This window comes from Micromonospora sp. NPDC005298 (genome assembly GCF_040607375.1).
GTDB lineage: Bacteria > Actinomycetota > Actinomycetes > Mycobacteriales > Micromonosporaceae > Micromonospora.
The window spans coordinates 22,721-48,459 of sequence record NZ_JBEXGP010000020.1; the positions used below are offsets into that span (position 1 = coordinate 22,721).

Genomic DNA, 25,739 nt, shown 5'->3' on the forward strand with positions numbered 1-25,739 from the left:
AGGGGACACGAGTGCCGGGCGCCCAGGCGTCCGGCACTCGTGTCCGTGCGAACGGCACGGTGCGAGAGGGCCGAGCGCGGCCGGCGGTGCCATGGTCGAGGGCAACCGCCTCGGTCCCATCGACGCCGATGACAGGCGGTGCAACCCCGTGGCGCACCCTGACAGGAGATTCGACGCATGAGCCCAGTCGACACGAGCCCGCTGCACGACCGGCTCGCGTTTGCCAGACAGGTCAAGGCCGCCTCCACCGGCGAGCTGCTGGCCCTGATGCAGTCACCACGCCGCGCGTCGATCGTGCACGACATCGTCGAGGACCTGCCCGCGGTCTTCCTGGCCGACCGGGCCGGCGACCTCGACGCGGTCGTGCACTGGAAGGTGACCGGGCGGCCCGACGGCGGCACCGACACGCTTGAACTGGTCATCACCCAGGGAACGCTGACGGCGTCGCTGGAGCCCACACGCCCGGCCCGGCTGACCCTGACCCTCGGTCCGGTCGACTTTCTGAGGATGGTCACCGGCAACGCCAACGCCAAGATCCTGTTTCTGCGGGGCCGCATGAAGGCCCGCGGCGACCTGGGTCTCACGACGCGCTTCCCCAGCCTGTTCGACACGCCGCGGCCGTAAAGGAAGGTACGTGGACAACTTCGACGCCCTGACAGCCGACCAGGTGATGACCCTGGAGGCGTACGCCGACACCATCATTCCCGGCGAGCGGCGTGGTCCGGGAGACCGCGCGGTCGCCGGCGCCGCCAGCGGAGGCGGCGCTGTCGCCTCCGGAGCCGTGGATCTGATGCTCTCCCCGGAGGGCGGCCTGGCGGGCACCCTGGACAGCCTGGCCGAAGGGCTCAACGAGCACGCCCGCGACTATGCCGAACGGACCGGTCTCGACCTGGATCCCGCCGTGCCACCCTTCGTGGCGCTCACCTTCGCCGACCGCATCGCCCTGGCGCGGGAGCTGCTGGCGCCGGGTCACCCGGAGCAGGAGCTGTGGGTCGCGCTCGCGATGTTCAGCGCCATGGCCTGGGACACCGGCGCCCACATGAGTACGACCGACGCCCTGGCCGCCGGTCATCCGGGCCTGACCTCGATGGGGTTCATGCCGCCCGACCCGGACGGTTTGTGGCGCTTCCCCCGATTTTCCTACGGCCGCGCCCTTGCCGCGATCCACCCACGGACGACCCCGAGAGGAGATCCGCAGTGACAGCCCACGAACGGACCGATGTCCTGGTCATCGGCAGCGGCTTCGGCGGCGCGATTCCCGCGTACCACCTGGCGGCCGGCGGCGCCTCGGTCGTCGTCCTGGAACGCGGGCCGTGGCTGACCGCCGACGAGTTCGAGCACGACTTCAAGTTCGGATCGTCGTCGACCCGGGTGTTCGAGTTCACCATGGGTGAGGGGATGAACGTGCTGGGCGGCAACTGCGTCGGCGGCGGCAGCGTCGTCTACTTCGCGGCCATGCCCCGCGCCCCGCGCTTCGTGTTCGAACGCGAGGGCAGCCTCGGCCGGCGGATGTGGCCGAAGTCCATCACCCGGGAAACCCTGGAACCCTGGTACGACCGGGTGGCCCAGGCCCTGCCCATCACGCAGAGCAAGTGGGACGACGTCACGTACGCCGGTGGTGTGTTCGCCGCGGCCTGTGACCACGCCGGTCGTACGGCCAATCCGGTCGCGGCGGCGATCGACACGGACCTGTGCACCAACTGCAACTGGATGATGTCCGGTTGCACGTTCGACGCCAAGCGGTCGCTGCTGCTCAACTACCTGCCGGCGGCGGTCGACCACGGCGCCCAGATCCGGCCCCTGCACGAGGTGCAGCGCATCGAGCGGTCCGCCGACGGCGACTTCCTGGTCCGTTACACGGTGGTCGACCCGGTCGACTACCGGGTGCAGGTCGACGAGGGTGTCATCGAGGCGAAGCTGGTGGTGGTGGCGGCCGGCGCGGCGGCGACACCGGTCATCCTGCAGCGGTCCGAGGAGACCCTCGGGGCGATGCCACCCGCGGTGGGGCGCTACTTCTCCGGCAACGGCGAACGGCTCAACACGGCCATCCTCAACGAGGACCGGGTCCGTGACGTCCTGGGGCTGGATCGGGGCGACGGCCTGGCGTACGCGGCCAACCAGATCGGCCGCGGGCCGTCCGCCGCCAGCTGGGACCGCCTCGACGGTTCGCTGCCCGAGTTCAGTCGCTACTCACTGGAGCAGCTGTACTTCCCTCCGGGGTTCGGCACCATCCTCGCGCAGGCGCCCGACGCGCAGGGGCCGAGCTGGTTCGGGGTGGACAAGAAGGAGATTCTGCGGCGCTGGCAGTCGTGGCTGACGATCTTCATCATGTCCGAGGACGACAACGAAGGCGTCTTCGGCCCTCCTCCGGAGACTGGCAACGCCGACCGCATCTCCATGCAGATGCTCAGCCGGGGCAACCTGCGGTACGAGCCGACGGCCAACACCCGCAACGGGTGGGCGCTGGCCGACGCGGACATCCGCGACATCCTGGAACGCGACGGTCTGGCCCGGGTGATGCCGTGGACCAACGAGGTCATCGGGGCGTACACCGTGCATCCGCTGGCGTCGTGCCGGATGGGCGACGACCCGGAGACCTCGGCCCTGGACGATACGAACGAGTTGCGCGACCACCCGGGGATCTTCGTGACCGACGGCTCGGCCGTGCCCGGGGCGTTGACCGTCAATCCGGCGTTCACCATCGCCGCGATCGCCGAGCGCGCCGTGCCGCACATCGTCCGGGCGGCCCAGTCCCGTGGCGTCGACGTCAGGTATCTCGGGTCGCTGCCGCCGGGTGAGCGGGTCAGCCGCCGGACACCTGTCGCGGTCACCGGCCGCGACGGCCAGCCCATGACAGTCCCTTCGGTATAGCCGATCATCAGGAGGATCCGTGTCGAACCAGACGAGTGTCTACGATGACCTGATCGCCGACGGCGACGACGTCGAGGCCCTGGTGACCGGGCTGAGCCCGGCCCAGTGGTCCACGGACACGCCGGCGCCGGGCTGGACGGTCAAGCACCAGATCGCGCACCTGGCCTTCGTGTCCCAGCTGGCCGCCCTGTCGGCGACCCAGCCGGACGTCTTCGCCGACCACATGGCCGACGCCAAGCGCGACTTCCAGGCGGCGGTGAACAACGCCCTGACCGCGTACATGGAGCTGCCCACCGACGCGCTCGTGGACAGGTGGCGGCAGGAGCGCAACACGGCGGCCAAGGCGCTGGCCGCCGTCGATCCGGCGGGCACCGTCCCGTGGCTGGTCACGCCGTTGCCGCCGTCGGTGCTGGCCGCGGCCGGCATGATGGAGCTGTTCGGCCACGGGCAGGACATCGCCGACGCGCTCGGGCGTACCCGTGAGCTGACCGACCGGATCGGCCACCTGGCCTGGTTCGGCTTCCGTACCCGCGACTTCGGTTACCACGCGCACGGGCTGACGCCGCCGGACGAGGAGTTCCGGGTCGAGCTGACCGGGCCCTCGGGTGTGGTCTGGGAGTTCGGGCCCGCCGACGCGACCCAGCGGGTGACCGGACCGGCCGAGGACTTCGCGTTGCTGGTCAGCCGCCGCCGGCACCGCGCCGACCTGAGGTTGACCGCCGAGGGCGAGCACGCCGACCGCTGGCTCGACATCGCGCAGGCCTATCGCGGGCCGGCCGGTGCCGGACGTCAACCCGGGCAGTTCGCCAAGCGCTGAGCGCCCCGCCGAGGTCCGCCTCCGCGAACCCCCTGCCAGGGGGTCGCGGAGGCGGACCTTTCTGCTATCCGCGTCCCAGCGCCGGCTCGGCACTGCGGCCCGATCCGGGCCGGCCGGCGTGGCTCAGGCTCTGCGCCTCCAGGTCGGGGATCGCGTACAGGACGGGCAGGTCCGTCATGCGCCGGGGCCGCAGCGCGATGCCGACCATGCAGGTGGACCGGTCGGTCACGGTGACCGGATCGACGTCACCCAGGAGCAGGGCGCGCCGGGTCCACGGTTCAGGGTCGGCGCTGTCCGCGGTGGCCACCGCCCTGATGTACCACTGGCCGCTGGAGACGTCCGGCAGGCAGTAGCGCGCCTTCGTGCCGGCCTTGGCCTCGACGACGGTCCACGACGCCGGCTGGCGCTGGATGATGGGCGTCTCGAACGCCCCGATGTAGACGCGGGCGGTGGCGTAGCCGGGCGGCAGGCTGACCGTGCCGCTGACGGTGCCGCTGTCGCGCGTCGGCCGGCAGTCGGGCTTCGGTGACGCCCGCATACCGTCCCTCCACATTCGGCGGAAGCGGCTCGGGGAGGCGCCCACGCTGTCGGTGAAGTGGTTCGTGAACGAGCCCAGGCTGTTGTAGCCGACGGCCAGGGAGATGTCCGTGACACTCAGCGAGGTCGTGGCCAGCAGCCGCTTGGCCTGGTAGATGCGGACCGCGGAGAGGTATCTCCCGGGGGAGACGCGGGTGGCGGCGCGAAAGACCCGGGAGAAGTGGAACCGGCTGAGGATGGCACTCTTGGCGATTTCGTCGAGTGACAGCGGCTCGCTGTAGTCCTGCCAGATGCGCGCAATGGCGTTCCTGATAGCACTGTTCACTTGGGCCTCCGTGAGGGGAGCAACACGATGCGTTCAACTCTCCCCCGGCCCGCTCGGGAGGCGATCGAGCGGCGGGTAGGGCCTCGGTCGAGCCTCGCTCGAGGCCCGTTGGTGATCCATTTGAGGCACGTACCGACGCTGGTCCGGGCGCTCTCGGGCCGGGCGGCGGCACGCCGAACTGCCGGCTCTCAGCCGGTCCAGGACGGTCCGGGCCAGCGCGGCGAGCCTGGTCCGCAGATCCTCGTCCGCCCGCCCACCGAGGTCGTCTTCGAGATGCGTGGCCAGGGCGACGACGGCCGGAAGGAGGTCGTCGAGCGGGCTGCCCTCGTGTCCCGGCACGTGGAGACGGTGCGTGCCCGCCTCGGCGATGGTCGCCGCCAGGGATCGATCGGAGGACGCCGGACAGCCCGGGCCGACCTGAGGTCGGTCCGGGCTGTCCGGTTCAGCTCGCCGCGGTTACCCGTCGACGCAGCAGGCGCGCCTGCTCTCCTCCAGGTAGTGCGGGTCGTTCCACCAGTAGCCGGCGTTTGCGGGGTGCGGTGGCAGTGTCGACAGCACCGAGTTGACCGAGGACCTGGCGGCCGACGGTGCGGCGGCGAACGGTGCGACCAGGTCGTCGACGGTGTGAATGACGCCGTTCGCCATCACCTGCTGGACGTTCGCCGCCTGGTTGATGTCGGTCAGCGGGTCGCCGCCGAGGAAGGCGAGGTCGGCGTAGCAGCCGGCGGCGACGCGGCCGAGGGGCTCGTCGAGAACCTCCCCGGGCATTCGGGTCGCGGTGATCAGGGCCTCGTACGGCGTCAGCCCGCCCACCACCATGGCCCGCAGGTTGAGGTGGGTGCTGACGGCGTTCGGCGTGATCGGCGAGTCCGTACCGGTGATCACCCGACCGCCAGCGCGGATGATGGAGGCCACGCCGGCGACCTGGCGCGCGAGAACCTCCCGGTCGATGGTCAGGTCACTGTTCTGTACGTCGCTGAGGATCGCCTGGAGATAGGCGTAATCCCAGGACGGGTACAAGGCCTGGACACGCCGGTCGGTGGCCAGGTTCTCGTCGAGCAGGATCAGCGCCACGAACATGGTCGGGGTGAGCGTCGCCCCGGTGGCGCCGAAGATGTCCGCGACCTCACGGTAGACGTTGCTGAGCGCGGAGATGGTACGCGAGTAGCCGAACCGGTTGGTGGCACCGATGTGCTCCATGCCGTCGCCACCGAACACCAGCGCCGGATAGTGGTAGTGCGAGGTGCTGGGCACCCCGTGCCGGTGCGACCAGTCGATGACCTGGCGCTGCCACTGCGGGCGCAGCCGGACGTACGCCTTGGTCAGGTCGTAGTCCAGGGCGCCGGCGCGTTCCAACTCGAGGCGCAGTTGCCGCTCGTCGTACGTGGGGCGCATGAAGTTGTAGTAGACCCTCGAACCGTCGATCGCCTCACCGGTGCCGAAGTAGCGCGGGCCGATCCGGGCACCCGACTGGATCGACTCACGTTCCTCGACCATGTGGTACGCGGGACTGCCGGTGGACCGGGTGGTGGTGATCCCCATCGACAGCCAGAGCCGGCCCTGCCTGGCGCCGTAGGAGTAGCCCTGCATCTCCCGGTGGTGGTGCATGTCGATGAGTCCGGGGATCACGACCGACCCCCGCGCGTCGACCTGTCGCCCGTCGCGTCCCGGCCGGTGCGGCTCCACGGCGGTGATCCGGTGGCCCTCGACGACGATGTCGACGTCGTGCCGCAGATCGTGCCGTACGCCGTCCCAGACCCGGCCGGCGCGGATGACCGTGCGGCCGCGCGGCGCGGAGTTGGTCCAGGTGAACCGCATCGGTACGGTGCGCGGCGACCCGCCGGTGGCCGAGACGATGCGGAGTCGGCCGTTGTTCAGGTAGAGCAGCTTGCTGGAGTCACCACTCCAGCTCGGCGCGTCGGTGACCTCGTGGGTGATCTGCCGGGGCTTGCCGGCGAAGGTCCCGTCCGGGTGCACGGGTACCACCCAGAGCACGCTGGCGACCACGAAGGCCATGTGCCTGCCGTCCGGGGACCAGACCGGGCCGTCGTCGCCGCGGGTCTGGATCGACCGGTGCGGCAGCGTGTCGATGTACCGTCCGGCGCCGGTGCGCACGTCGACCAGGAGGATCTTGCTGAGTCCTTCGCGGTACCTGCCGGAGTAGGGCACGACCGCGGCGAGCGCGATGGTGTTCCCGTCCGGGGACCAGCTGGGCCGGCCTGGCTCGAAGGTCGCCGGGAAGATCTGCCGGACCGCACCGGTGGCCACCGCGACGGTGTACAGCGCCCCGTTCTGATCGAGGAAGGCGATCTGACTGCCGTCAGCCGACCACGTCCCGGAGACCGCCGCCGCGTTCGGCAGGTTCGTCAGCTGCCGGTCCTGGCCGGTGCTCAGATCGCGCACCCAGATGTCGAGTTTGCCGCCCCGGTCGGTCGAGTAGGACAACTGGCGGCCATCCGGCGACCAGGCCGGGTCGGACTTCCACCAGTGGTCCCGCAGGAGCGGCTGCGGCGCCCGCCCGATCGTCATGGTCCAGATGTCGTTCAGGGCTCGGAAGGTGATCCGTTGCCCGTCCGGGGAGAGCAGCGGGCTGCCGATGCCCTGCACCGGCTTCGGCGTCACCGAGTCGAAGTCGCGACGCCGCTTACGGTAGCGGGGAATGGTGAGGGCCAGCGGGGCGATGAAGCCGATGTCGTGAGCCGCGCCGCCCCCCAGCGTGCGACGGCGGATGCGGCCGTCCGCGGTGTAGACGAACTCCCGCGGCGAGCGCCACGAGACCCGGAACGGGAAGACGTCCTCGCCGGTGACCTCTGCGGTGCCGTTGCACCACAGTTCGGCGCGCCCGTCGACGAACTTGGTGTAGACCAGTTCCGAACCGTCGGGTGTCCATGCCGGGGCCCGCAGGTCCTGGCCCGGCGGTACGGTCACCGCGGTCTCCCGAGCGCCGGTGGCGAGCTCGACGACGTCGATGCGGGTGTTGGCGACCACGAAGGCGATCCGTCGGCCGTCCGGCGACCACGTCGGCTCGTACTCCTGCGAAGCGCTGTCCGCGACCACGCTGACGGCGCCGCTGGCCAGGTCGAGAACGCGGATGCCGTAGCTGCCGGACGCGTCGGTCGAGAACGCGATCCGCTTGCCGTCCGGCGAGAACCGCGGCTCGCGGTGGTCGTACGGTCCCTTGGTGAGCTGCCGCAGCCCCGACCCGTCGGGGCGGATCACCCACAGGTTGAAGTTGCCGTCCTTGTAGGACTGGACCACGATCGACCTGCCGTCCGGCGACCACGAGGGCTGCGCGACGTCGAAGTAGTCGCTGGTCAACCTTCGGGCCGGTCCACCCGACGCCGGCAGCACCCAGAGCACTCCGACCAGGTCGATCGCGATCATCCGCCCGTCCGGCGACAGCTGCGCGGCCATTCCGGTACCCGTCCGCGCGTTGACGGGGCGGCGGATGCCGTCCACCGTGGTGCCGGTGGCCGCCTGGGCCTCGTCGCCGAAGAAGCTCGGGGCCAGGGCGTTGCCCGCGGTCAGCGCGGCCACCACCCCACCGGCACCGGCCAGGACCGTTCGACGACTGACCTGGAGGTGCTCGGTTTCGACACCGAGGTGCGGGGCACCCGGTGTCTCGTCACGTACGGGCTCGCGCACATCGCCGGCCATCGGATCGGATGCACCCTGCTGTCTCACGCGTAATCTCCAATCGTTTGCTGCCCGGTCAACAGCTCCATCGTTTTCATGGAGATGTCTCACTCGAGGGTGGTCGGCGTCGTGACTTCCGTGGTGGCCGTTGTGACGTCAGTGGCCGCCGAGCCCGGTTCGCCCGTCGAGCAGCTCGCGCGCGATCTCCAGGTGGCCGGAGTGCACAGCGGTCTCCTCGATCATGTGGAGCACGATCCAGCGGACGTTCGTCACCCGTTTCGCGAGTTCGGGGTTCGGGTGCCGCCCGCGCGGAGCCGCCGAGAGCGAGGTGGTCGCGAGCACCTCGTCCGAGCGCCGGCACTGGTCCCGGTAGAAGGCGACGATGTCGGCACTCGGCCGGTCGCAGACGAAGACAGCCGGGCGGACGTACGGTGGCCGCCCCTCGTCCCACCGCAGGTCCGCCGCGGTGCCCGTGGCCACCAGCTGGAACCAGTGCCGCTCCGCCCGGCCGAGGTGCTCGACCAGCCCCGCCGGCGTCCAGCCGGACGGCACGGCCGAGGTGTGCCAGGCCTCCTCGGACAGCCCTTCGACGACCGACAGCACCCGGTCTCGCAGGTTCTGCAGGAAGCCCAGGAGCATGAGCGACTCGTCGGCCTCACTCCCCCTGCTCAAGGTCATGACGAGAGTCCATCAGGCTGTCTGTGGAGCCGTCCACTCCCTGCGTGCCCTTCTGCTCTCACATCCGCAGTTCCGGTCTGCACAGGTCGAACCAGGCCGTGGTGTCCAGCAGCTTCTCCAGTCCGACCCGCAGCTGCGGAGTCAGCGACCTCGGGTCCGCCGTGGTCACCTCACTCAGCGCGGCGGTGTCGTAGAGCGTGAGCGCCTCGTTGCCGTTGCGGAGCGCGTCGGCCGCCTGGCGCTGCAACTCGGTCACGTAGGCGAAGTCCTGGGTGGACGGATACGGCGCCTTGACCCGCTTGAGCACCGACTCGGGGAGCAGATCGGCGACAGCGGCGCGCAGCAGGCTCTTCTCTCGCCCGTCGAACGTCTTGTACGACCACGGCGTGTTGAACACGTAGTCGACGAGCCGGTGGTCGCAGAACGGCACCCTCACCTCCAGTCCGACAGCCATGGAGATCCGGTCCTTGCGGTCCAGCAGCAGTCGCATGAACCGTGTCAGGTGTACGTAGCACATCGTGCGCATGCGCCTTTCCAGGTCGCTCACGCCGTCGATGTGGGGGACCTCGGCCACCGCTTCCCGGTACCGTTCCCTGGCGTAGTTCTCCAGGTCCAGGGACTTCGCGAACGACTTGTCGAGCATCGCGCCACGGGCGAAGCTGCCCTGCGCGGAGGCGATCCAGGGGAACATCTCCGTACGCTGGATTTCCGGATCATGGAACCATCGGTATCCGCCGAACACCTCGTCCGCGGCTTCGCCGGACAGGGCGACGGTCGACCGCTCCCGGATCGCGGAGAACAGCAGATACAGGGAGTTGTCCAACTCGCCGAGTCCGTTCGGCAGTTCCCGCGCCGCGATGGCGGCGGCACGCGCCGCGGGGTCGGCGAGCGCCTTCGGGTTGAGCATGATGTCCCGATGGTCGCTGCCGGTGTGCTCGGCCACCGCGTGGACGTACGGGGCGTCCGGTGCGTCGCGCACGTGGTCGGGCACGAAGTTCTCCGCCTGCCCCACGAAGTCCACCGCGAAGCTCCGGATGGATCCGGAACGTCGCGCGGCCAGCGCGGTCAGCGCACTGGAGTCGAGACCACCGGACAACAGGACGCACAGCGGGACGTCGGAGACCAACTGCCGCCCGACGGTGTCCTCGAGCAGTTCGCGGACGCGCGCCACGGTGGTGGGCAGGTCATCGGTGTGCCTGCTCGCGCTCAGAGTCCAGTACGTCGAGGGGCGCCACCCGGATCGGTCCACGGTGACCACCGTCCCCGGGACGACCTCCCGCATGCCGTGCCACACCGCGGCACCAGGCGTCTTCGTGGATCCGAAGAGCTCGCGCATCCCGTCCAGGTCGATCGTCCGATCGGCGAGCGGACTGGCGAGGATGGCCTTCGGCTCGGAGCCGAAGACGACGCCGTCCTCGGTCGGGTAGTAGTAGAGGGGCTTGATGCCCATCCGGTCCCGGCCGAGGATGAGGCGCTCGTCGCGGCCGTCCCAGATGGCGAAGCCGTACATGCCGTTGAGCCGGTCCATGACCCCGGTGCCCCACTCGAGGTAACCGCGGAGGACCACCTCGGTGTCGCAGTCGGTGGTGAACGAGTGCCCACGCGCCCGTAGCCCGGCACGCAACTCGGTGTAGTTGTAACACTGCCCGTTGTAGACGAGGGTCACGTCGCCGTCGTCCGTGTGGACGGTCATCGGCTGTCTGCCCCCGGGCGGGTCGATGACCGAGAGCCGCCGGTGGCCGAGGACGCAGTGCGGCCCGAGCCATGTTCCCGAGTCGTCCGGGCCACGGCAGGCCATCGTCGCGGTCATCGCCCGCACGGCGTCATGCTGTTCCCGCAGGTCCCGGCGGTAGCTGACCCATCCCACTACACCGCACACAGATTTGTCCTCTCGCCCTCACTCAGCCGCTGAATCGGCACGTCGTGGTCGTCTGTCGGCCCTCAGGCCAGGCCCGGTGAAGCGTCGGGGTTGAAAGCGAAGTCGTGCGTTATCCGCCGCAGTTCGGCGGCCATCGAGGCGATCGTCTCCTCGCGGAACAGGTTCCGCTTGTAGGCGATGACGCCCATGGCCTCGCCGGACGGGTCCTCGTTCAGCTCCAGCAGCGCGCCATCGGGCAGTGCCGACGCCTGCGGCTGCGAGCTCAGCCGCCGGGTGATCCGGACGTACTTCAGGTCACCCGGCGCCTCGACGACCTGCTTCGGGTCGGGAATGCTCTGGAACACCATCGCGGTCGTGTTGTCGGTCATGGCCGGGCGCATCAGCTCGGGCGCCTGGCCGAACACCTGGATGGCCGGCAGTTCGTGCGAGAACGCCTCGACGCAGGTCTGCCGGGTCCGCTCCAGGATCTCCGCGTACGTCTTGCACCCGGCGATGTCCGTGCGCAGCGGCACGAAGTTGATGCACGCCCCGACGGTGTCCTGGAACAGCTCCCCGCCACGGCCGGCGGTGAACGTCGCGATCACGATGTCCGTCGCGCCGGTCAGCCGATGCACGAGCAGCTGGTACATGGCGGCCAGCGGCACGAAGTTCGCGGCCTGGCTCGTTCCGGCCAGCCGTTCGACGGCCGCCATCACGTCACGCGCGATCAGGAACCGGTGCTTGGCGGTCGACTCGGGAAGCCCGGCCGAGCGCGGGAAGTCGGTGGGGATCGCGGTGAACTGCGCGCCGTCCAGCTTGCGGCGCCAGTACTCGCGTGCGGCATCCGTGCCCGCGCCGGCGCCCTCGCGCTGCCAGCCGGCGTACTCCCGGTACTGCGGAGCCGGCGGCAGATCCGGGACGTCGTGCCCGGTCCGGGCGGCGTAGTAGTGGGCCAGGTCTCGGATGATCACACTCATCGACAGGGCGTCGGCGCCGAGATGATGCGTCATCAGCGCCAGAACCGCGTCCTGGTCGTCGAAGCGGGCCAGGACGGCGCGCAGGGAGGGTGTCTCGTCCGCGCCGATGGTCTCCGCTTCGATCGCCTGCAGCAGCGCCTCGGTCTGATCGTCGCGCGTTTCACCGGGAGCCGCCGGGACGTCACGGACGTCCAGTCGCACCGCGCTCGGCGGCAGGATCTCCTGGTAGCGGCTCCCGGCCGGGCCGGCGATTCGCGTCCGGAGCGCCTCGTGCCGCGTCACGACGTCCAGCAGGGCGTCGTCAAGCGTGTCGACGTCGATCGGGGCGCCCGTGACACGCCACGCGGCGACCACGTGGTAGTGCGATCCGAACGGCCCGTCCGGGCTACCCATGTCGAACTGGCTGACAAACTCCTGATTCAGTGACAGCGGGGCCTCTCCGGCCACCGCGGCTGCACCTGTCGCACTCATGTCTGCCTGCCTCCCGCCTGCACGCTTCGTCGTCCTCGAACGAAGGCTCGCAGCCGCACCGACCGCGGACACCTCCGGCGTTGCCGGGGTCACCGGTCGGCGGAGGCAACCGCAGAGGTGCGACGAGATCGAAGCGGGGGTGATCCTCGTGCTGCCCCGACGCGTTGCCGGGCTTCCGCTTGTGCCGGCTCATCCCATGCTCTGAGGAGTGGACAATGACGCAGCAAGTGATCAGTTCGGAGGAGGCCCCGCGAGGCGAGACGGAGACCGCCCTGGGGGGCCTGTTGGCTGAGGTCATCGGCATCCCCAGCCTGCCGCGTACGGCCTCGTTCTTCGATCTGGGCCTTGATTCGCTGTCGGTGGCCGTCGCCTGTGCCCGGTTGGAGCAGGAGACCGGCGTACGGGTCAGCTTCTCCCAGCTCTTCCGGACCCCCAACGTCGCCGAGCTGGCAGCGTGGATCGACGCGGCCCGTGACGAGATGGGCGGCGGTCCGGGTACCCCCGCCAAGCCGTCGGCGGGCAAGGGCGCCGAGCTGGTGGCGATCACCCCCCGGCAGGCCCACACCGTTCCGATGGGCCTCGTGGTCAACGTGGCCTGGTGGTTCGACGGCGAGATCGACGACGCGGCGCTGGAGAGCGCCGCCAACGACGTCCACCGCCGCCACCAGGCACTGCGAGCCAGGTACTTCAGCGGCACGGACCTCGGCCTGGCGGAGATCCCGGCCGATCCCGGGCAGGCCGAGTTTCACCGGCTGCCGGCAGAAGACAGTGACCCGGCCGCGCTCGAGGCGCTCCTGCGCACGCTGCGGCAGCCGTTGCGGCTCGACGAGGGTGAGGTTTGGCGGTGTGCCATCGTGCGCAGCGGACCGGGCGGACGCACCCTGTTCGGGGCGGCCGCGGACCACGCCGGATTCGACGGCCGTTCGCTGACCATCCTGACGACCGAGTTGTCCGCCGCCTACTCGGCCCGGCTGGCCGGGAAGGAGCCGCAGTGGCCGGGCCGGGTCGCGACGCTCGCCGAGATGGCGGCCGACTACCGCCACCAGGTCGCGGAGCAGGATCCTGAGGCGCAGCGCCGTTTCTGGCGCGAAGAGTTGCGCGACCTCCCGGCGTGCCGCCTTCCCGGGCGCAACGACGGGCCCGCGCAGTCCGTCGGGCCGGCGAAGGAATGCGCCTTCACCGTACCGACGGCGCAACTGCGGGTCTGGGAGGACTACGCACGCGTCAACGGCATGAGTGCGTCGGTGGGTGTCGCGGCGTCCTACGTGCAGTCGGTCATCCGCGCCGGTGGGCAGCCGGACTTCGGCCTCGGGGTAGCGCTCGCGAACTGGTCCGGCGAGATCATCGACAGGACGATCACCAACCGGGTGGGCAACATCTTCCTGCGACCGAACGGTCCGTCCAGTACGGGTCCGCACCTGCTGGCCCGGATGCGGGACTCGTACAACCGGGCGATGGCCGCCCGCGACGTACTCGTGGACCCGACCGAATACGTCGGCATCGCCGGTGAACAGAGTGTCCTCGACGGGATCGTGGGCATGGTCTACAACTCGTACCCCCCGCTCGACCTGGGTGGGGTCGTCGGGAGTTTCGCACGCGAGCTGCGCGTCTGGACGGGGAATCTGCGGGACATCTTCGTCGAGGTGGAGACCGGCCCGGAAGGGCTCGGCATGCACATGATCGTGCGGACCGACCGCTACGAGGCCAGCCTGGCCGACCGCCTCGGCGAGCACTTCATCGACATCATCAAGAACGGTCCCGAGCAGCTCGAACGGGAGACCGCCCGCTAGGCGGGCGTGAAGCTGGCCGGACAGCAGGGCCGGGCGGTCGACCAGCAGGTCGGTCCGACCCGGCCATGTCCGCGCCCGGAGCCGTCGATCCTCGCCCCCTCCGGAGAACCGCCGGGTCGAGCACGCGGAAGGGTTTGGGCAGCGGGAAAGTCGGCATTCTCGAAGACGCCCGGCAGGCGTCGGACCGAAACACTGTCGCAATGAGACGAAGAGACTTGCTGGGCGTGGCCGCGGCAGCCGGGGTGGTCGGGGCGACCGCACCGTACGGAATCGGGTCGGCGGCGGCGACCGCCACCCCCGGCGCGCCGCCTCTCATCCCCACCGACTGGGCCAGCGTACGGGCCCAGTTCGCCATCAATCCCGAGCTGGCGCACCTCTCCACGTACGTGTTCGCGCCCCACCCGGCGTCCGTGCGGGCGGCGATCACCCAGCACCGGGCGGGGCTGGACGCCGACCCGAGCGGTTACCTGCACGACAACGGGGGGCGGCTGGACCAGGCGGCCGCCGCCGCGGCGGCGGAGTACGTGGGCTCACGGATCAGCGACCTCGCGTTCACCGACTCCACCACGATGGGGTTGGGACTGCTCTACAGCGGGCTGCGGCTGAAGCGGGGCGACGAGGTGCTCACCACCGAGCACGAGTTCTACTCCACGCACGAGGCGCTGCGGCTGCGCACCCAGCGCGACGGCATCTCCGTACGGAAGGTGCGTCTCTACACCGACCCGGCCAGGACCAGCACCGACGAGATCGTGGGCAACCTCGTCCGCGCGGTGACCAGGCGTACGAAGGTGGTGGCGGTGACCTGGGTGCACTCCGGCACCGGTGTCAAGCTGCCGATCCGGGCGATCGCCGATGCGTTGCGCGGCCGCGGCGTGCTGCTCTGCGTCGACGGTGTGCACGGATTCGGCGCGGAGGACGTCGACCCGGCCGACCTGGGCTGCGACTTCCTCGTGTCGGGGTGCCACAAGTGGGTGCTCGGCCCGCGCGGCACCGGGCTGGTGTGGGGCTCGGCCGCCGGGTGGTCCAGATTCACCCCGGTGATCCCGACCTTCGACGGGCGGAGCATCGGCGCCTGGCTGGGCTTCCCCGGCGATCCGGCCCCGCCCGGTCAGGCAGCCACACCGGGCGGCTTCCACACGTTCGAGCACCGGTGGGCGCTCGCCGAGGCGTTCGCCTTCCACAAGGCGATCGGTCGGGATCGGATCGCGGCCCGTACGCGCGAGCTGGCGACCGTCCTCAAGTCCGGGCTCGCCGGCATCCGCGGGCTCAAGCTCGCCACGCCGAGGAGCCCTCACCTGTCCTCAGGCGTGGTGTGCTGCAAGGTGCCCGGCATCGACGTCAACGAGGCGGTGGCCCGGCTGCGCGAGCTCAAGGTCGTGGCCAGCTCGACGCCGTACGAGCCCTCATTGCTGCGCTTCGGCGCCACGATCATCAACAACGAAGCCGACGTGGAGGCCACCCTGAGGGCGGTCCGAACGCTCGTCTGACCCGACGACGAGGTGCCCGGCCGATCACCATCCGGCCGGGCACCTCGTCGTGGGAGGACAGCGTGCCCTGTCCGCGTGGGCATCCGGGAGCGGCAGGACGGCTCGGGACGGTCAGGTGGCGGGGTCGAGCAGCCGGCCGAGGGGCTCGTCCAGTGCGGCGACGCCGTGGGTCAGCAACGCGGTGAACGTGCTGGCCGCCCGCGCCGCCGTGGTGGCGTCGAAGACGTCGGCGTCATAGGTCCACCAGCCCGCGTAACCGCGATCCTTGCGCGCCGTCAGGTTGAGGTGCATGGCGAACTTGGAGTGCCCGGGCGGCATGCTGACCAGTTGCGCGGTGACGCCGGGGAGCGAGAACGGCTCCCAGCGCATGTCGTCGACGGCCATGGTCACATCGCACGGCGGCGGCGCGTCGATCTCCGCGCTGTGTCGCGTCATCCGGACGATCTCGGCGTAGGGAACGGCACGGTGCGCGATGGCGCCGAGGACTTCCGCCTTGGTGTCGGTCACGAGCGTCCGGAACGACGTGTCCCGCGAGATGGCCAGACGGATCGGATGCAGGTCGGTGAGGTAGCCGATCATGTCCTCGTCGGCGGCCGCGCCCCGGAGCGACACCGGCGTACCGAAGATCACCTCATCGGGCCGGCCGTACTGCCACAGCGTCGCGGCCAGCGCCGCCGCCATGACGGAGAACGGGGTGGTCCGCAGGGTCCGGCCGGCGGCGACCACCGCCTGGCCGAGTTCGGGGCTCAATGTGAAGACGTGCCGCCCGGCGCGGTGCGCCCGCTCCTCCGACGCTGGCCGGTCCGGCGGGATCGTGCACGACAGGGGCACGTCGCGCATCCGCTCCCGCCAGTAGGCGAGGTCCGCCGGATCCAGACCCGCGGCCCGCTGGGCGACGGCGTACCCGCCGGCCTGCATCCGCAACGGTTTCAAGCTGGGCGACCGGCCGAGTACCCGGGCCGTGTAGAAGTGCATGAGCTCGCGCCGGAAGATGTTCAGCGACCAGTTGTCGATCGCGACGTGATGCAGCTGCACCACCAGTACCAGCTCGTCCGGGGACACCCGGATCAGCCAGGGCCGGATGGGCGCGACGTCGAGGTCGATCGGTTCGGTGGCGATCCGGCTCAGGAGCTCCGGAAGTGACGCCGGAGAGCACGACAGCTGCTTCATCCGGACGGGACCGGGGTCGGTGACGATCTGCACCGGTTCCTCGTCGAGCTCGGTCAGCCGGGTGCGGAGCACCTCATGACGCGAGATGATCTGACCGAGCGCCCACTCGAGCGCACCGATGTCGAGCTGTCCGGTGAACCGGCAGGCCCAGCCTTCCAGGTATCGGGACGGCCCGTCCCACAGGAGATCGTCGAGCCACAGCGCCTCCTGTTCCCGGCTCATCGGATAGATCCGTGGACGAGCGCTCACGGCCGGTTCGCCGCCGGTCGGCGACAGGTCCTCGACGTCGATCCGATTAGCCACGGTTATCCCCATCCTGGCCGGGACGAAATCGAACCGCGCGGCCCTGCGCGCTGACGGGTCAGCTGCCGGCTCACGACGTGCGGCTCACTGGGAGCGTCGCAGGTGCGTCGGCCGCGTCCATCTCCCCCTGTGCTCCAAGGGGATGACGGGGTGGCACCGGGCTCCGACGACGGGCAGCGGCACCGCCGTGCCCGCAATCCCGGAGATGCAGCCCGACGGGCCGACTGCCACGGTGGCTCTTGCGACCGGATCTGCCACGGTCCGGGTGCCCGCTCCCAGGAGAGTGATGACCGAGTACCAGGGCTGCGGTCGAGCGAGCACGCCGGTACTCCCCGCTGGCTGACCAGCCGGGACGTTTCGGGCCTGGTCGCGGCTGACGTCCGCCGCCACACCTCGCCCGTCACGCTACCCAGCCCGTTGGAGGAATGCGAATGACCACCCGCCTCACCGGATCGCCCGCGGCGCAGACATTGACCGGCATGTTCGCCACGAGCGTGCGGCGCTGGCCGGACCGTCCCGCCGTCAGCGACGACGACACCACCCTCACGTACGCCGAGCTGGACCGGCGCTCGGCGGCGCTGGCGGCCGACCTGCGGGCCCGCGGGATCGGGGCCGAGGATCGGGTGGGCCTCTACCTGGACCGATCGGTGGAACTCGTGGTGGCCATCCTCGGCATCCTGCGGGCCGGCGGCGCGTACGTCGCCGTGGACGCCCGGTACCCGGACGGCCGCCGCGACCACATGCTCGTCGCCGCCGGCTGCAAGGTGGTGGTGACCAGCGCGGACTGGTCGCAGCGCATCGCGCACCTGGGCCTCGAGGAGCTGGTCCTCCGCGGCGGGGCCACCTCGACGTCCACGGCCGTGGACCACGCCGGCCCGGCGGGGGCGGCCAGCGTGCTCTTCACCTCCGGCTCGGCCGGCCGGCCGAAGGCGATCGTGCTGGAGCACCGCAACATCGTCTCGTTCGCCACCAACCCGAGCCTGCCGGAGCTCACGCCGGACGACCGGGTCGGCCAGATTTCGAGCGTCTCCTTCGACGCGTTCCACTTCGAACTGTGGACGACCCTGTACCGGGGCGCCGAGACGGTCATCCTGCCGGCCGTACCCGAACTCCTGGCCGCCGACTTCCGTCGGGAGATGCGGCGGCGGCGGATCAGCGCCATGCTCGTCCCCACCATGGTCATCAACCAGGTGATCCGGGAGGACCGGGACGCCTTCGCCGCGCTGCGGATCCTCCAGGCCGGTGGTGACGTCCTGCTGCCCTCGGCCTGCCGGGACCTGCTGCACGGCGAGTTCCAGGGCGAGCTGTACAACCTCTACGGCCCGGCGGAGGCGACAACCGCCTGCACCGCGCACCGGGTCACCGCCGAGGACGCCGAGCGGGACACCATCCCGATCGGCAAGCCGTTGGCCGGGGTGACGGTCCTGCTGCTCGACGACCGCCAGCAGCCGGTACCGGACGGCGAGATCGGCGAGATCCACATCGGTGGTCCGGGGGTCGCCCGCGGCTACCTGGACGCGCCGGAGCTGACCCGGCAGCAGTTCGTCGCCGGTCCGCGGCCCGATGGCCCGGACCGGTTCTACCGTAGCGGTGACCTGGCCCGCCGGCGCCCGGACGGGGTGCTGGAGTTCGTCGGGCGGGTCGACGGGCAGGTGAAGATCCGCGGTTACCGGGTGGAGCCGGGCGAGGTCGAGCGGAGCCTGTGCCGCAGCCACGGCGTACGCGAGGCGGTCGTGCTGCCCACCGGCGAGGGCGACAGCCGGCACCTGCTCGCCGTGGTCGTACCCGCCGAGGACACCACCCTGCGGGACATCCAGGAGTTCGCCCGCGCCGAGCTGCCGGACTATCTGGTGCCCAGCCAGTTCGCGCTGGTGGAGGAGATCCCGTCCAACGAGCACGGCAAGCGGGACATGGCTGCCCTCCAGGAGATCGTCGACCGGGTCCGGGAGCGTCGGGCACGCCACGTCGCGCCGCGCACCGAGGTGGAGCGCTATCTCGCGGAGCTGTGGGAGGAACTGCTCGGCGTCGAGAACGTCGGCGCGAACGAGGACATCTTCGCCCTCGGCGGTCACTCGCTGCTCGCCTTCCGGATGCACAGCCAGGTCGAGCGCCGGTACGGGGTGTCGGTGGAACTGGCCGCGGTCCTGCGTGACCCGGTGCTGTCCAACGTGGCGGCACTGGTGCAGCAGGCACGGGACGAACAGACACGGACGTCCGGGGCCGGGGCATGACCGGGCCGTCCGTCCCGGTGGACCTGACCGACATCGACCTGTTCGTCAGCGGGCGGCACCTGGAGGCGTTCGCCTGGCTCCGCGAGCACCGCCCGATCCACTGGAACGAGGGCGCCGACGGCAGCCGATTCTGGGCGTTGACCAGGTACGAGGACGTGCACTGGGCGTACCGGGAGCACGCCGTGTTCGGCTCGACCCGGGGCGCGATCCTCGGCGGGTCCTTCCGCAGCGACGACGACACCGCCGGGGGCCGGATGCTCGTCGCCAGCGACCTGCCCCGGCACCGGCTGCTCAAGCAGCAGATCGCCCCGGCGTTGTCGGCCGCCGTGGTGGACCGCATCGGGGACCAGGTCCGGGTCCTGCTCGACAAGGCCGTCGGGCGGGCGGTGGCGGCCGGCGGTTGCGACTTCGCCACCGAGATCGCCACCGAGTTGCCGGCCGGCGCGCTCATGGTGGTGTTCGGCGTCGGGCACGACGAGGCACACCACCTCATCGGGTTGTCCCGGCGGATGGTGGGCTTCCGCGACGAGACGTTCGTGGACACCGGGGGTGACCAGAAGCTGCGGCTGGCCTGGACACAGGCGGAGATCTTCGACTTCTTCGCCGACCTGCTCGCCAAACGGCGCCGCGACCCCGCCGACGACCTGGTCACCCTGCTGCTCAAGGCCCGGTTGAACGGCCGGCGGATGTCCGAGGAGGACATCTTCCTCAACTGCATGAACGTGGCCGTGGGCGGCAACGAGACCTCGTCGTACACCGCCTGCCACGGGATCGAGGCGCTGGTGTCCGCCCCCGACCAGTACGACCTGCTGCGCGGACGGCCGGAGGCCCTGCCCGGCGCCGTCGAGGAGATGGTGCGGTGGAGTTCGGTCAACGCGTACGTGCAGCGGGTGGCGATGCGCGACGTGGAACGCGACGGACACCTGATCCGACGGGGTGACTCGGTGACCCTGTGGAACGTCTCGGCCAACCGCGACCCGGCCCGGTTCCCCGACGCCGACCGCTTCGACGTGACCCGCAGCCCCAACCGGCACCTGTCGTACGGCGCGGGCATCCACCGCTGCATCGGGGCTCCCGCCGCGCAACGGGAACTGTCCCTGCTCTTCGAGGCGCTGCTGGCCACGCCGGCCCGGTTCCGGCTCGCCGGTACACCCCGGCGGCTCCGCTCGAACTTCATCCTCGGGACCACCTCGCTCCCGCTGGCGGTCGGCTGATGACGGCCGGACCGGGAGCGTCAGGCGTCGCGACGGCCGACCCCTATCGCTACGGGGACCGGATCGAGCGGGTCGTCGCCCGGCACGCCCGGTTCGCCCCCGAGGCGGTGGCCGTTCAGCAGGGCGAGCGGCGGCTGACGTACGCGGAGTTGATGTCCCGGGCCGACCGCGTCGCCGGCGCGCTGGCGGCCCGGGGGGTGGGACCTGGCGACTTCGTACCCGTCTGCCTGCCCCGTTCCGTCGAGCTGGTCGCCGTGCTGCTGGGTGTGCTCACCACCGGAGCCGCGTACGTCGCGATGGACCCCGGCTGGCCGGCGGACCGGAGAGCGACGGTCTTCGACGACACCCGGTGCCGCCTGCTCGTGGCCGACGATCCGCGGGCGGGCCGGCCCGGTCTGCCGGTCGCCGGGTACGCGGACCTGACGGCGGGCCCCGACCGGCCCGTCCCGTCGCCCGCGCTGGACGGCGCCGAGCCGGCCTGTGTCATCTACACCTCGGGTTCCACCGGCCGCCCGAAGGGCGCCGTCTCCCCCCACCGGGGCACGATCCGCACCCTGGTCGACCACCCAGACATCCCGCTGGATCCGGCATCCGTCTTTCTCCAGGCCGCGCCGCTGCCGTGGGACGGCTTCTCCCTGGAGCTCTGGGCACCGCTGCTCAACGGCGGTCGCTGCCAGCTCCTGGAGGCGCACCTGCCGGCCCTCGACGTCGAGGCGCTGGCCGCCGTCGTAGGGCTGGGCGTGAACAGTCTCTGGCTGACCAGCTCCCTGTTCAACGTGCTCTCCGACGAAGCGCCGGAGCTGTTCGACCGGATCCGGCTGCTGCTGGTGGGAGGTGAGCGGGTGTCCGCTCCGCACCTGCGCCGGATCCTGGACAGGTTCCCCGGCCTGTGGTTGGTCAACGGGTACGGTCCGGCCGAGAACACGATCTTCACCACCACCCACGTGATCCGCCCGGACGACGTCGCCGACCCGGACGCCGACGTGCCGATCGGCCGGCCGGTGCCGCGTACCGGATTCCGGTTGGTCGACGGCGGAGACCGTCCGGTCCCGGCCGGCTCCGTCGGGGAGATCCTCGTCTCCGGCGACGGCCTGGCGAGCGGCTACCTGGGCGATCCCGCCGAGACGGCCCGCGCCTTCGTGGAGCTGGCCGGGGTTCGCCACTACCGCACGGGCGACCTGGGCTGTCTGGACGAGCGGGGACTGCTGCGCTACCGCGGCCGCGCCGACCGGCAGTTCAAGATCAATGGTGTACGGATCGAACCGGGCGAGATCGAGTCGGTGCTGACGGCTCACCCCCGCATCGCTGCCGGTGCGGTGCTGCGCCTGGAGCTGAACCCGGGCCGGCCGGAACTCGCGATGGTCTACCGCAGCCACGACGGTGCCCCGCTCAGCGACTCGGAGCTGCGCGCGTTCGCCGGGCCGAGACTCCTACCGGCGATGATCCCCACCGTGTGGCGGCACGTCGACCGTCTTCCGCTCAGCCCGAACGGCAAGGTGGACCCGGTGGAACTGCGGGCGCTCGCCGAGCAGGCCGCCGGCGCCCGCCGGGGACCGGCGACGGCGGAGCCCGCCGACGCCGCCGACCCGTTCCTGTCCGACGTACGCCGGCTGCTCGACGTCCCCCACCTCGCCGCCACTGACGACCTCTTCCATGCTGGCGCGACGTCACTGGACGCGGTTCGGCTCGCCGCCCGGACCATGCACCGGTTCGAACGTCGGATCACGGCGGCCGACGTCCACCGGGCGCGTACCGTCGACGGGCTGCGCGAGCTGCTGCGGGACGGGGCGCCCACCCTGGCCGCGATCCCGGTGACCGGCGAGCGCGAGGGCACCGGCGCGCCGCTGTCCCACGCGCAGACGCGGTTCTGGATGGCCGAGCAGACGAATCCCGGTGCGGCCGACAACGTCGTGATGCTGGCGTACCTGCTCGACGGGCCGCTCGACGTCGAGGTGCTGGACGCCGCGCTCCAGGACGTGGTGCGCCGCCACCCGACGCTGCGCACGGTCTACCGCTGGACGGGCCGGTCTCCGGAGCAACGCGCCCTCGACCCGGCCGTCGCCCGCGTACCTGTGGAACGGGTCACCGGCCCCGACGGCTGCACCGATCCGGTCGAGCTGGCCCGGCTGGTCACCGCCGACTGCTGGCGTCGACCCTTCGACCTGGAGCGTGAGGTGTCGCTGCGGGCACGTCTCTGCCCGATGGCCGAGGACCAGCACCTGCTCTGCCTGAACGTCCACCACATCGCCTTCGACGGCTGGTCGGAGCAGCGGCTGGTGGAGACCCTCGGCGCGGCCTACCGGAGCCGGCTGGAGGGGCGTGTCCCCGACGGTCCGAGCGGTCCGTCGTACGCCGACTACAGCCGTTGGGAGCGGCGCGGACAGAAGCGGTGGGCGGCGGACGAGCTTCCGTTCTGGCGTCGCACGCTGCGCCAGCCGACGCCACCGGTGCTGCCGGCCCCGGGCTCCACCGGCGAGACGCCCCGGCGTGAGCTGGTGGCCCGGGTGTCCGCCGCCGAGGTGGCGGCGCTGACCGGCGCGGCCCGGCGGCACGGTGGTCCGCCGGTGGCCGCCCTGCTGGCCGCTGTGGGCCGCGGGCTGGGGCGGACCTTCGACGTCCCGGACGTCTGCCTGGGTACGGTGACCGCCGGCCGCCCGCACCCGAACCTCGACGACGTGGTGGGCTACTTCGTCAACCCGCTGGTGATTCCGGTGGCGGGTGCGCGGGACGAGCCGGCCGGCACCCTGTTGGACCGGGTCGTCGATCGGACGGCGGCGGCGATGGCCCACGGCCGTACGCCCTTCGACGAGCTGGTGCGGGTGCTGGCACCGCCGCGTGACCGGCACCCCTGGTTCCAGGTGTGGGCTGTGGTGCAGCACGCGCCGCCGTCGGGCGCGTTCGCTCCGGGGATCGCCCTGCGGGCGGTACGGGTGCCACCACCGACGACCGCCCTGGAGCTGATGTTCGAGGCGTTCCCGCAGCCCGACGGCAGCTGGGAGCTGGTCATGCTCTACCGGTCGGACGGGATCGGCGACGAGACCGCCGCCGGGCTGCTCGAAACGGTACGGACCGCGATGGTGGAGCTGGCCGGAAATCGCGAGCCGGAAACGGGAAACATCAGGAAGGGTTGAACAGCCGCCAGTCCCCCTCGGAGACGACATCGACCGCGCCGTCGACCACTCTGATGGCCGTCTCATCGTCGATCGCGTATGTCGGGACCGGAATACCCGACGCCCACTTTTCGATGTTGGCCGCGGTGGCGTCCTCCATGCCTTCGCATTCGAGGTGCGGATACAGCGTGAAATCCACCAGTCCGAGCGCACGGTCGGCTCCGACCGCCATATCGCTGCCGTCGGGGACGAAATCCAGGTCGAACTCGGCGTCGCAGTTGTAGGGGGTCACCGCGATGCTCCCGGCGCTCATTCCCACGTAGACCGTCTCGTCGAGCGACGGCAGGAGATCCGCCAGGCCGGACTCACGCATCCAATGGGTCAGGTACAGCACGTCGCCGCCCCAGACGAGCAGCGCGTCGGCCTCGCGGACCGCCGGGACCCAGTTCTCTTCCCGGATGGTCGGCAGCGCGGTGAGTTCCAGCACTCCCAGGGACTTCCAGCCAAGGCCACACATCGGGTGCGGTGACGATCCGGAGATCGCCTGCCACGCCCGGCCGGCACCGCCGGGGAAGGGGTACACACCGGTCGGGATGATGAGGGCGTCGGACTCGGCGATCGGCTTGCCCAGCAGGTCGACCAGTGCGGCGGAAATGCTCGCGTTCCTGATGCCTGCGGAAGTGAGAAGGAACTTCATGAGACCTCTTCTGAGAGCCGCCGTGTGACGTCGGGTCGCCTGACCGTGCCCCGAGCAGATCCGCGGCGCCTACCGGCTCCCCGACCTGGCTCCGAGCCTCAGGCGATGACGCGAGTCGATCCAGCTGTATTCGGACACCGCCCATCCTCCAACGGCGACACCGAGGCCGTCAACGGTGCGGACGGGACGATGGTCCGAGCCGGACTCCGTCGTGTCGCCGGCTCAGTCCGCCGCGGCAGCGAGATCCGACGGGACCGGCCTGGTCCGCTCTCCCCACCGCGCCAGGGCCGGCGTCAGCATGCACGCCAGGACGAGGAAGACACCAAGTCCGATCATGCCGGGCTTGCCCATGCCCATGACCGGCCCGAGGAGCAACGCCGGGGCCAGCGCGACGCCGAGGCCGCCGGTGATGCCGAGGAAGCCGTCGTACTGGCCCTGGGCGTGGGCCGGGGGCAGGCCCATGGTGAGGGCGAAGCCGGCGGCCAGGTGGTAGATCTCGCCGAAGGTGTGCAGGCTGACCCCGGCCACCAGCAGGATCAGCGCGGGCCAGGTGGGCAACCCCGCGGCGAGGCCGATGGCGCAGCAGCTGAAGAGGAAGAAGACCCCGGCCCGTCGCCACGCGAGTCCACCCTGTCGGATCGTCTTCACGTGGCCGCCGAGGCGGACCTGGAACCAGACGACCAGGAGAGTGTTGATCACCAGGGCCAGCGGGATGGTCCATCGCGGTGCGTCCGTGCGCTCCACCACCCACAGGGGAAGCAGCAGGGTGAGCACGGCGAACTCGAGGCTGCAGACGGCTCCCAGCACGGCCAGCGCGACGAACGGCCGGTCCCGCAGGACGCCCCAGCGCGGGCCGGTCTTCGGCTTCGGCAGCGGCTCGTACCGGGGCAGCCCCCGCAGAACCGCCCACGCGGTCAGGAAGGTCAGCGCGTCGATGATGATCAGCGCGTGGTAGGCCATCGACGTGCCGAGCTGGATCGCGATGCCGCAGCAGGCGAAGCCGGCCGAGAACCCCAGGTTCGTGATCGCGTGGGTCGAGGAGCGGTAGGAGGCCGCCTCCTCGCCGGCCACCCGTCGCAGCAGCGCTCCCTCGGCCGTGATGACCGCCCGCGCGGCCATCGTGTCCACGGTGGCGACGATCACGAAGGCGATGAAGTTGTCGACGAAGAGGAAGGCCAACGTCGCGGCGGCCTGTAGCGGCAGCACGGTCTTGGCCACTTCGAGGGGGCCGCGCCGGTCGGCCAGATCACCGATCGGGAGGCCCACCAGCAGGGTGATCGTCGCGGCGATGGTCAGACCGAGTCCGACCTGCGCGGCGGACAGGTGCACGATTCGGGTCAGGTACAACGGCAGGCTCACCAGCAGCAGACCGGTCCCGAACGTGTTGACGAGCGTCGCCACCGCGTACGAGCGTCTGGGGCCTGGCTCGGTGGGGAAGAGCGAGGTGACGGCGCTGACTGGATTCAACCGCGGCATACTTACCGTCTCCGATCTCGCTCCGGCACTTGGAGCAGCATCTCGGAGTCGGCTCGCCCGGCACTTCTCCCGGATTGCCTAGCCGCGCGGC

The 25,739-nt window shown here is 70.9% G+C and carries 17 protein-coding genes; 9 read left to right on the top strand and 8 right to left on the bottom strand.

Features of this window, described 5'->3' with window-relative positions:
• Positions 1–177: 177 nt before the first annotated feature.
• The 4 genes from ABZS77_RS23320 to ABZS77_RS23335 are packed head-to-tail and all read left to right on the top strand — an operon-like array spanning position 178 to position 3,688.
• Positions 178–624 (top strand): SCP2 sterol-binding domain-containing protein, encoded by a 447-nt coding sequence (locus ABZS77_RS23320; RefSeq protein WP_354826401.1) that lies wholly within the window; start codon positions 178–180, stop codon positions 622–624.
• A gap of 46 nt (positions 625–670) precedes the next feature.
• Complete coding sequence (locus tag ABZS77_RS23325) at positions 671–1,201, top strand: DUF5987 family protein (protein ID WP_354826581.1); 531 nt, start codon at positions 671–673, stop codon at positions 1,199–1,201.
• On the top strand, positions 1,198–2,871 hold the full coding sequence (locus ABZS77_RS23330; RefSeq protein ID WP_354826404.1) for a GMC family oxidoreductase: 1,674 nt from the start codon (positions 1,198–1,200) through the stop codon (positions 2,869–2,871). Before ABZS77_RS23325 ends, ABZS77_RS23330 begins: the two co-directional genes overlap by 4 nt.
• A gap of 19 nt (positions 2,872–2,890) precedes the next feature.
• The gene (locus tag ABZS77_RS23335) at positions 2,891–3,688 is read left to right on the top strand and encodes a TIGR03084 family metal-binding protein (RefSeq protein ID WP_354826407.1); all 798 of its coding nucleotides are present in this window, start codon (positions 2,891–2,893) and stop codon (positions 3,686–3,688) included.
• Between the two features lie 64 nt (positions 3,689–3,752).
• Here the strand turns inward: ABZS77_RS23335 and ABZS77_RS23340 are convergent, their stop codons facing one another.
• The 5 genes from ABZS77_RS23340 to ABZS77_RS23360 form a co-directional block, all read right to left on the bottom strand.
• Positions 3,753–4,550, bottom strand: coding sequence for an AraC family transcriptional regulator (locus ABZS77_RS23340; protein ID WP_354826409.1), 798 nt, complete (start codon positions 4,548–4,550; stop codon positions 3,753–3,755).
• A gap of 456 nt (positions 4,551–5,006) precedes the next feature.
• Entirely contained in the window at positions 5,007–8,207 is a 3,201-nt protein-coding gene (locus ABZS77_RS23345; protein WP_354826412.1) for an amidohydrolase family protein, read from the bottom strand.
• 135 nt (positions 8,208–8,342) lie between these two features.
• Positions 8,343–8,864 (bottom strand): DinB family protein, encoded by a 522-nt coding sequence (locus ABZS77_RS23350; protein WP_354826415.1) that lies wholly within the window; start codon positions 8,862–8,864, stop codon positions 8,343–8,345.
• Positions 8,865–8,922: 58 nt separating this feature from the next.
• Positions 8,923–10,743, bottom strand: a complete 1,821-nt coding sequence (gene asnB, locus ABZS77_RS23355; RefSeq protein WP_354826418.1) for an asparagine synthase (glutamine-hydrolyzing) — start codon at positions 10,741–10,743, stop codon at positions 8,923–8,925.
• Between the two features lie 62 nt (positions 10,744–10,805).
• Positions 10,806–12,170, bottom strand: a complete 1,365-nt coding sequence (locus tag ABZS77_RS23360; RefSeq protein WP_354826421.1) for a condensation domain-containing protein — start codon at positions 12,168–12,170, stop codon at positions 10,806–10,808.
• A 215-nt stretch (positions 12,171–12,385) separates the two neighbouring features.
• Here ABZS77_RS23360 and ABZS77_RS23365 point away from each other — a divergent pair, with 215 nt between their 5' ends.
• Positions 12,386–13,960 carry a condensation domain-containing protein gene (locus tag ABZS77_RS23365; protein ID WP_354826424.1) on the top strand — a complete coding sequence of 525 codons (1,575 nt, stop codon included), beginning with the start codon at positions 12,386–12,388 and terminating at the stop codon, positions 13,958–13,960.
• A gap of 200 nt (positions 13,961–14,160) precedes the next feature.
• Positions 14,161–15,447 (top strand): aminotransferase class V-fold PLP-dependent enzyme, encoded by a 1,287-nt coding sequence (locus tag ABZS77_RS23370; RefSeq protein WP_354826427.1) that lies wholly within the window; start codon positions 14,161–14,163, stop codon positions 15,445–15,447.
• Between the two features lie 111 nt (positions 15,448–15,558).
• Here the strand turns inward: ABZS77_RS23370 and ABZS77_RS23375 are convergent, their stop codons facing one another.
• The gene (locus ABZS77_RS23375) at positions 15,559–16,920 is read right to left on the bottom strand and encodes a condensation domain-containing protein (protein WP_354826429.1); all 1,362 of its coding nucleotides are present in this window, start codon (positions 16,918–16,920) and stop codon (positions 15,559–15,561) included.
• A 431-nt stretch (positions 16,921–17,351) separates the two neighbouring features.
• Between ABZS77_RS23375 and ABZS77_RS23380 the strand changes: the two genes are divergently transcribed.
• Genes ABZS77_RS23380 through ABZS77_RS23390 form a run of 3 tightly spaced genes read left to right on the top strand, consistent with a single transcriptional unit; the run spans position 17,352 to position 23,496 of the window.
• Complete coding sequence (locus tag ABZS77_RS23380; RefSeq protein ID WP_354826432.1) at positions 17,352–19,151, top strand: non-ribosomal peptide synthetase; 1,800 nt, start codon at positions 17,352–17,354, stop codon at positions 19,149–19,151.
• Positions 19,148–20,365, top strand: a complete 1,218-nt coding sequence (locus tag ABZS77_RS23385; RefSeq protein WP_354826434.1) for a cytochrome P450 — start codon at positions 19,148–19,150, stop codon at positions 20,363–20,365. The genes ABZS77_RS23380 and ABZS77_RS23385 overlap by 4 nt, the downstream gene beginning before the upstream one ends.
• A complete protein-coding gene (locus ABZS77_RS23390) occupies positions 20,365–23,496 on the top strand; it encodes an amino acid adenylation domain-containing protein (RefSeq protein WP_354826437.1) in 3,132 nt (1,043 codons plus the stop codon). Before ABZS77_RS23385 ends, ABZS77_RS23390 begins: the two co-directional genes overlap by 1 nt.
• Here the strand turns inward: ABZS77_RS23390 and ABZS77_RS23395 are convergent.
• The gene (locus tag ABZS77_RS23395) at positions 23,483–24,172 is read right to left on the bottom strand and encodes a Type 1 glutamine amidotransferase-like domain-containing protein (protein ID WP_354826440.1); all 690 of its coding nucleotides are present in this window, start codon (positions 24,170–24,172) and stop codon (positions 23,483–23,485) included. The genes ABZS77_RS23390 and ABZS77_RS23395 overlap by 14 nt on opposite strands.
• Positions 24,173–24,394: 222 nt before the next feature.
• Positions 24,395–25,639 (bottom strand): MFS transporter, encoded by a 1,245-nt coding sequence (locus ABZS77_RS23400; RefSeq protein WP_354826442.1) that lies wholly within the window; start codon positions 25,637–25,639, stop codon positions 24,395–24,397.
• Positions 25,640–25,739: the final 100 nt, after the last annotated feature.

Bases quoted from the DNA above. Each gene is read 5' to 3' on its own strand.
- ABZS77_RS23320 (WP_354826401.1), top strand. From the start codon at position 178: ATGAGCCCAGTCGACACGAGCCCGCTGCACGACCGGCTCGCGTTTGCC.
- ABZS77_RS23325 (WP_354826581.1), top strand. From the start codon at position 671: ATGACCCTGGAGGCGTACGCCGACACCATCATTCCCGGCGAGCGGCGT.
- ABZS77_RS23345 (WP_354826412.1), bottom strand. From the start codon at position 8,207: ATGGCCGGCGATGTGCGCGAGCCCGTACGTGACGAGACACCGGGTGCC.
- ABZS77_RS23350 (WP_354826415.1), bottom strand. From the start codon at position 8,864: ATGACCTTGAGCAGGGGGAGTGAGGCCGACGAGTCGCTCATGCTCCTG.
- ABZS77_RS23360 (WP_354826421.1), bottom strand. From the start codon at position 12,170: ATGAGTGCGACAGGTGCAGCCGCGGTGGCCGGAGAGGCCCCGCTGTCA.
- ABZS77_RS23365 (WP_354826424.1), top strand. From the start codon at position 12,386: ATGACGCAGCAAGTGATCAGTTCGGAGGAGGCCCCGCGAGGCGAGACG.
- ABZS77_RS23370 (WP_354826427.1), top strand. From the start codon at position 14,161: ATGAGACGAAGAGACTTGCTGGGCGTGGCCGCGGCAGCCGGGGTGGTC.
- ABZS77_RS23380 (WP_354826432.1), top strand. From the start codon at position 17,352: ATGACCACCCGCCTCACCGGATCGCCCGCGGCGCAGACATTGACCGGC.
- ABZS77_RS23385 (WP_354826434.1), top strand. From the start codon at position 19,148: ATGACCGGGCCGTCCGTCCCGGTGGACCTGACCGACATCGACCTGTTC.
- ABZS77_RS23390 (WP_354826437.1), top strand. From the start codon at position 20,365: ATGACGGCCGGACCGGGAGCGTCAGGCGTCGCGACGGCCGACCCCTAT.
- ABZS77_RS23395 (WP_354826440.1), bottom strand. From the start codon at position 24,172: ATGAAGTTCCTTCTCACTTCCGCAGGCATCAGGAACGCGAGCATTTCC.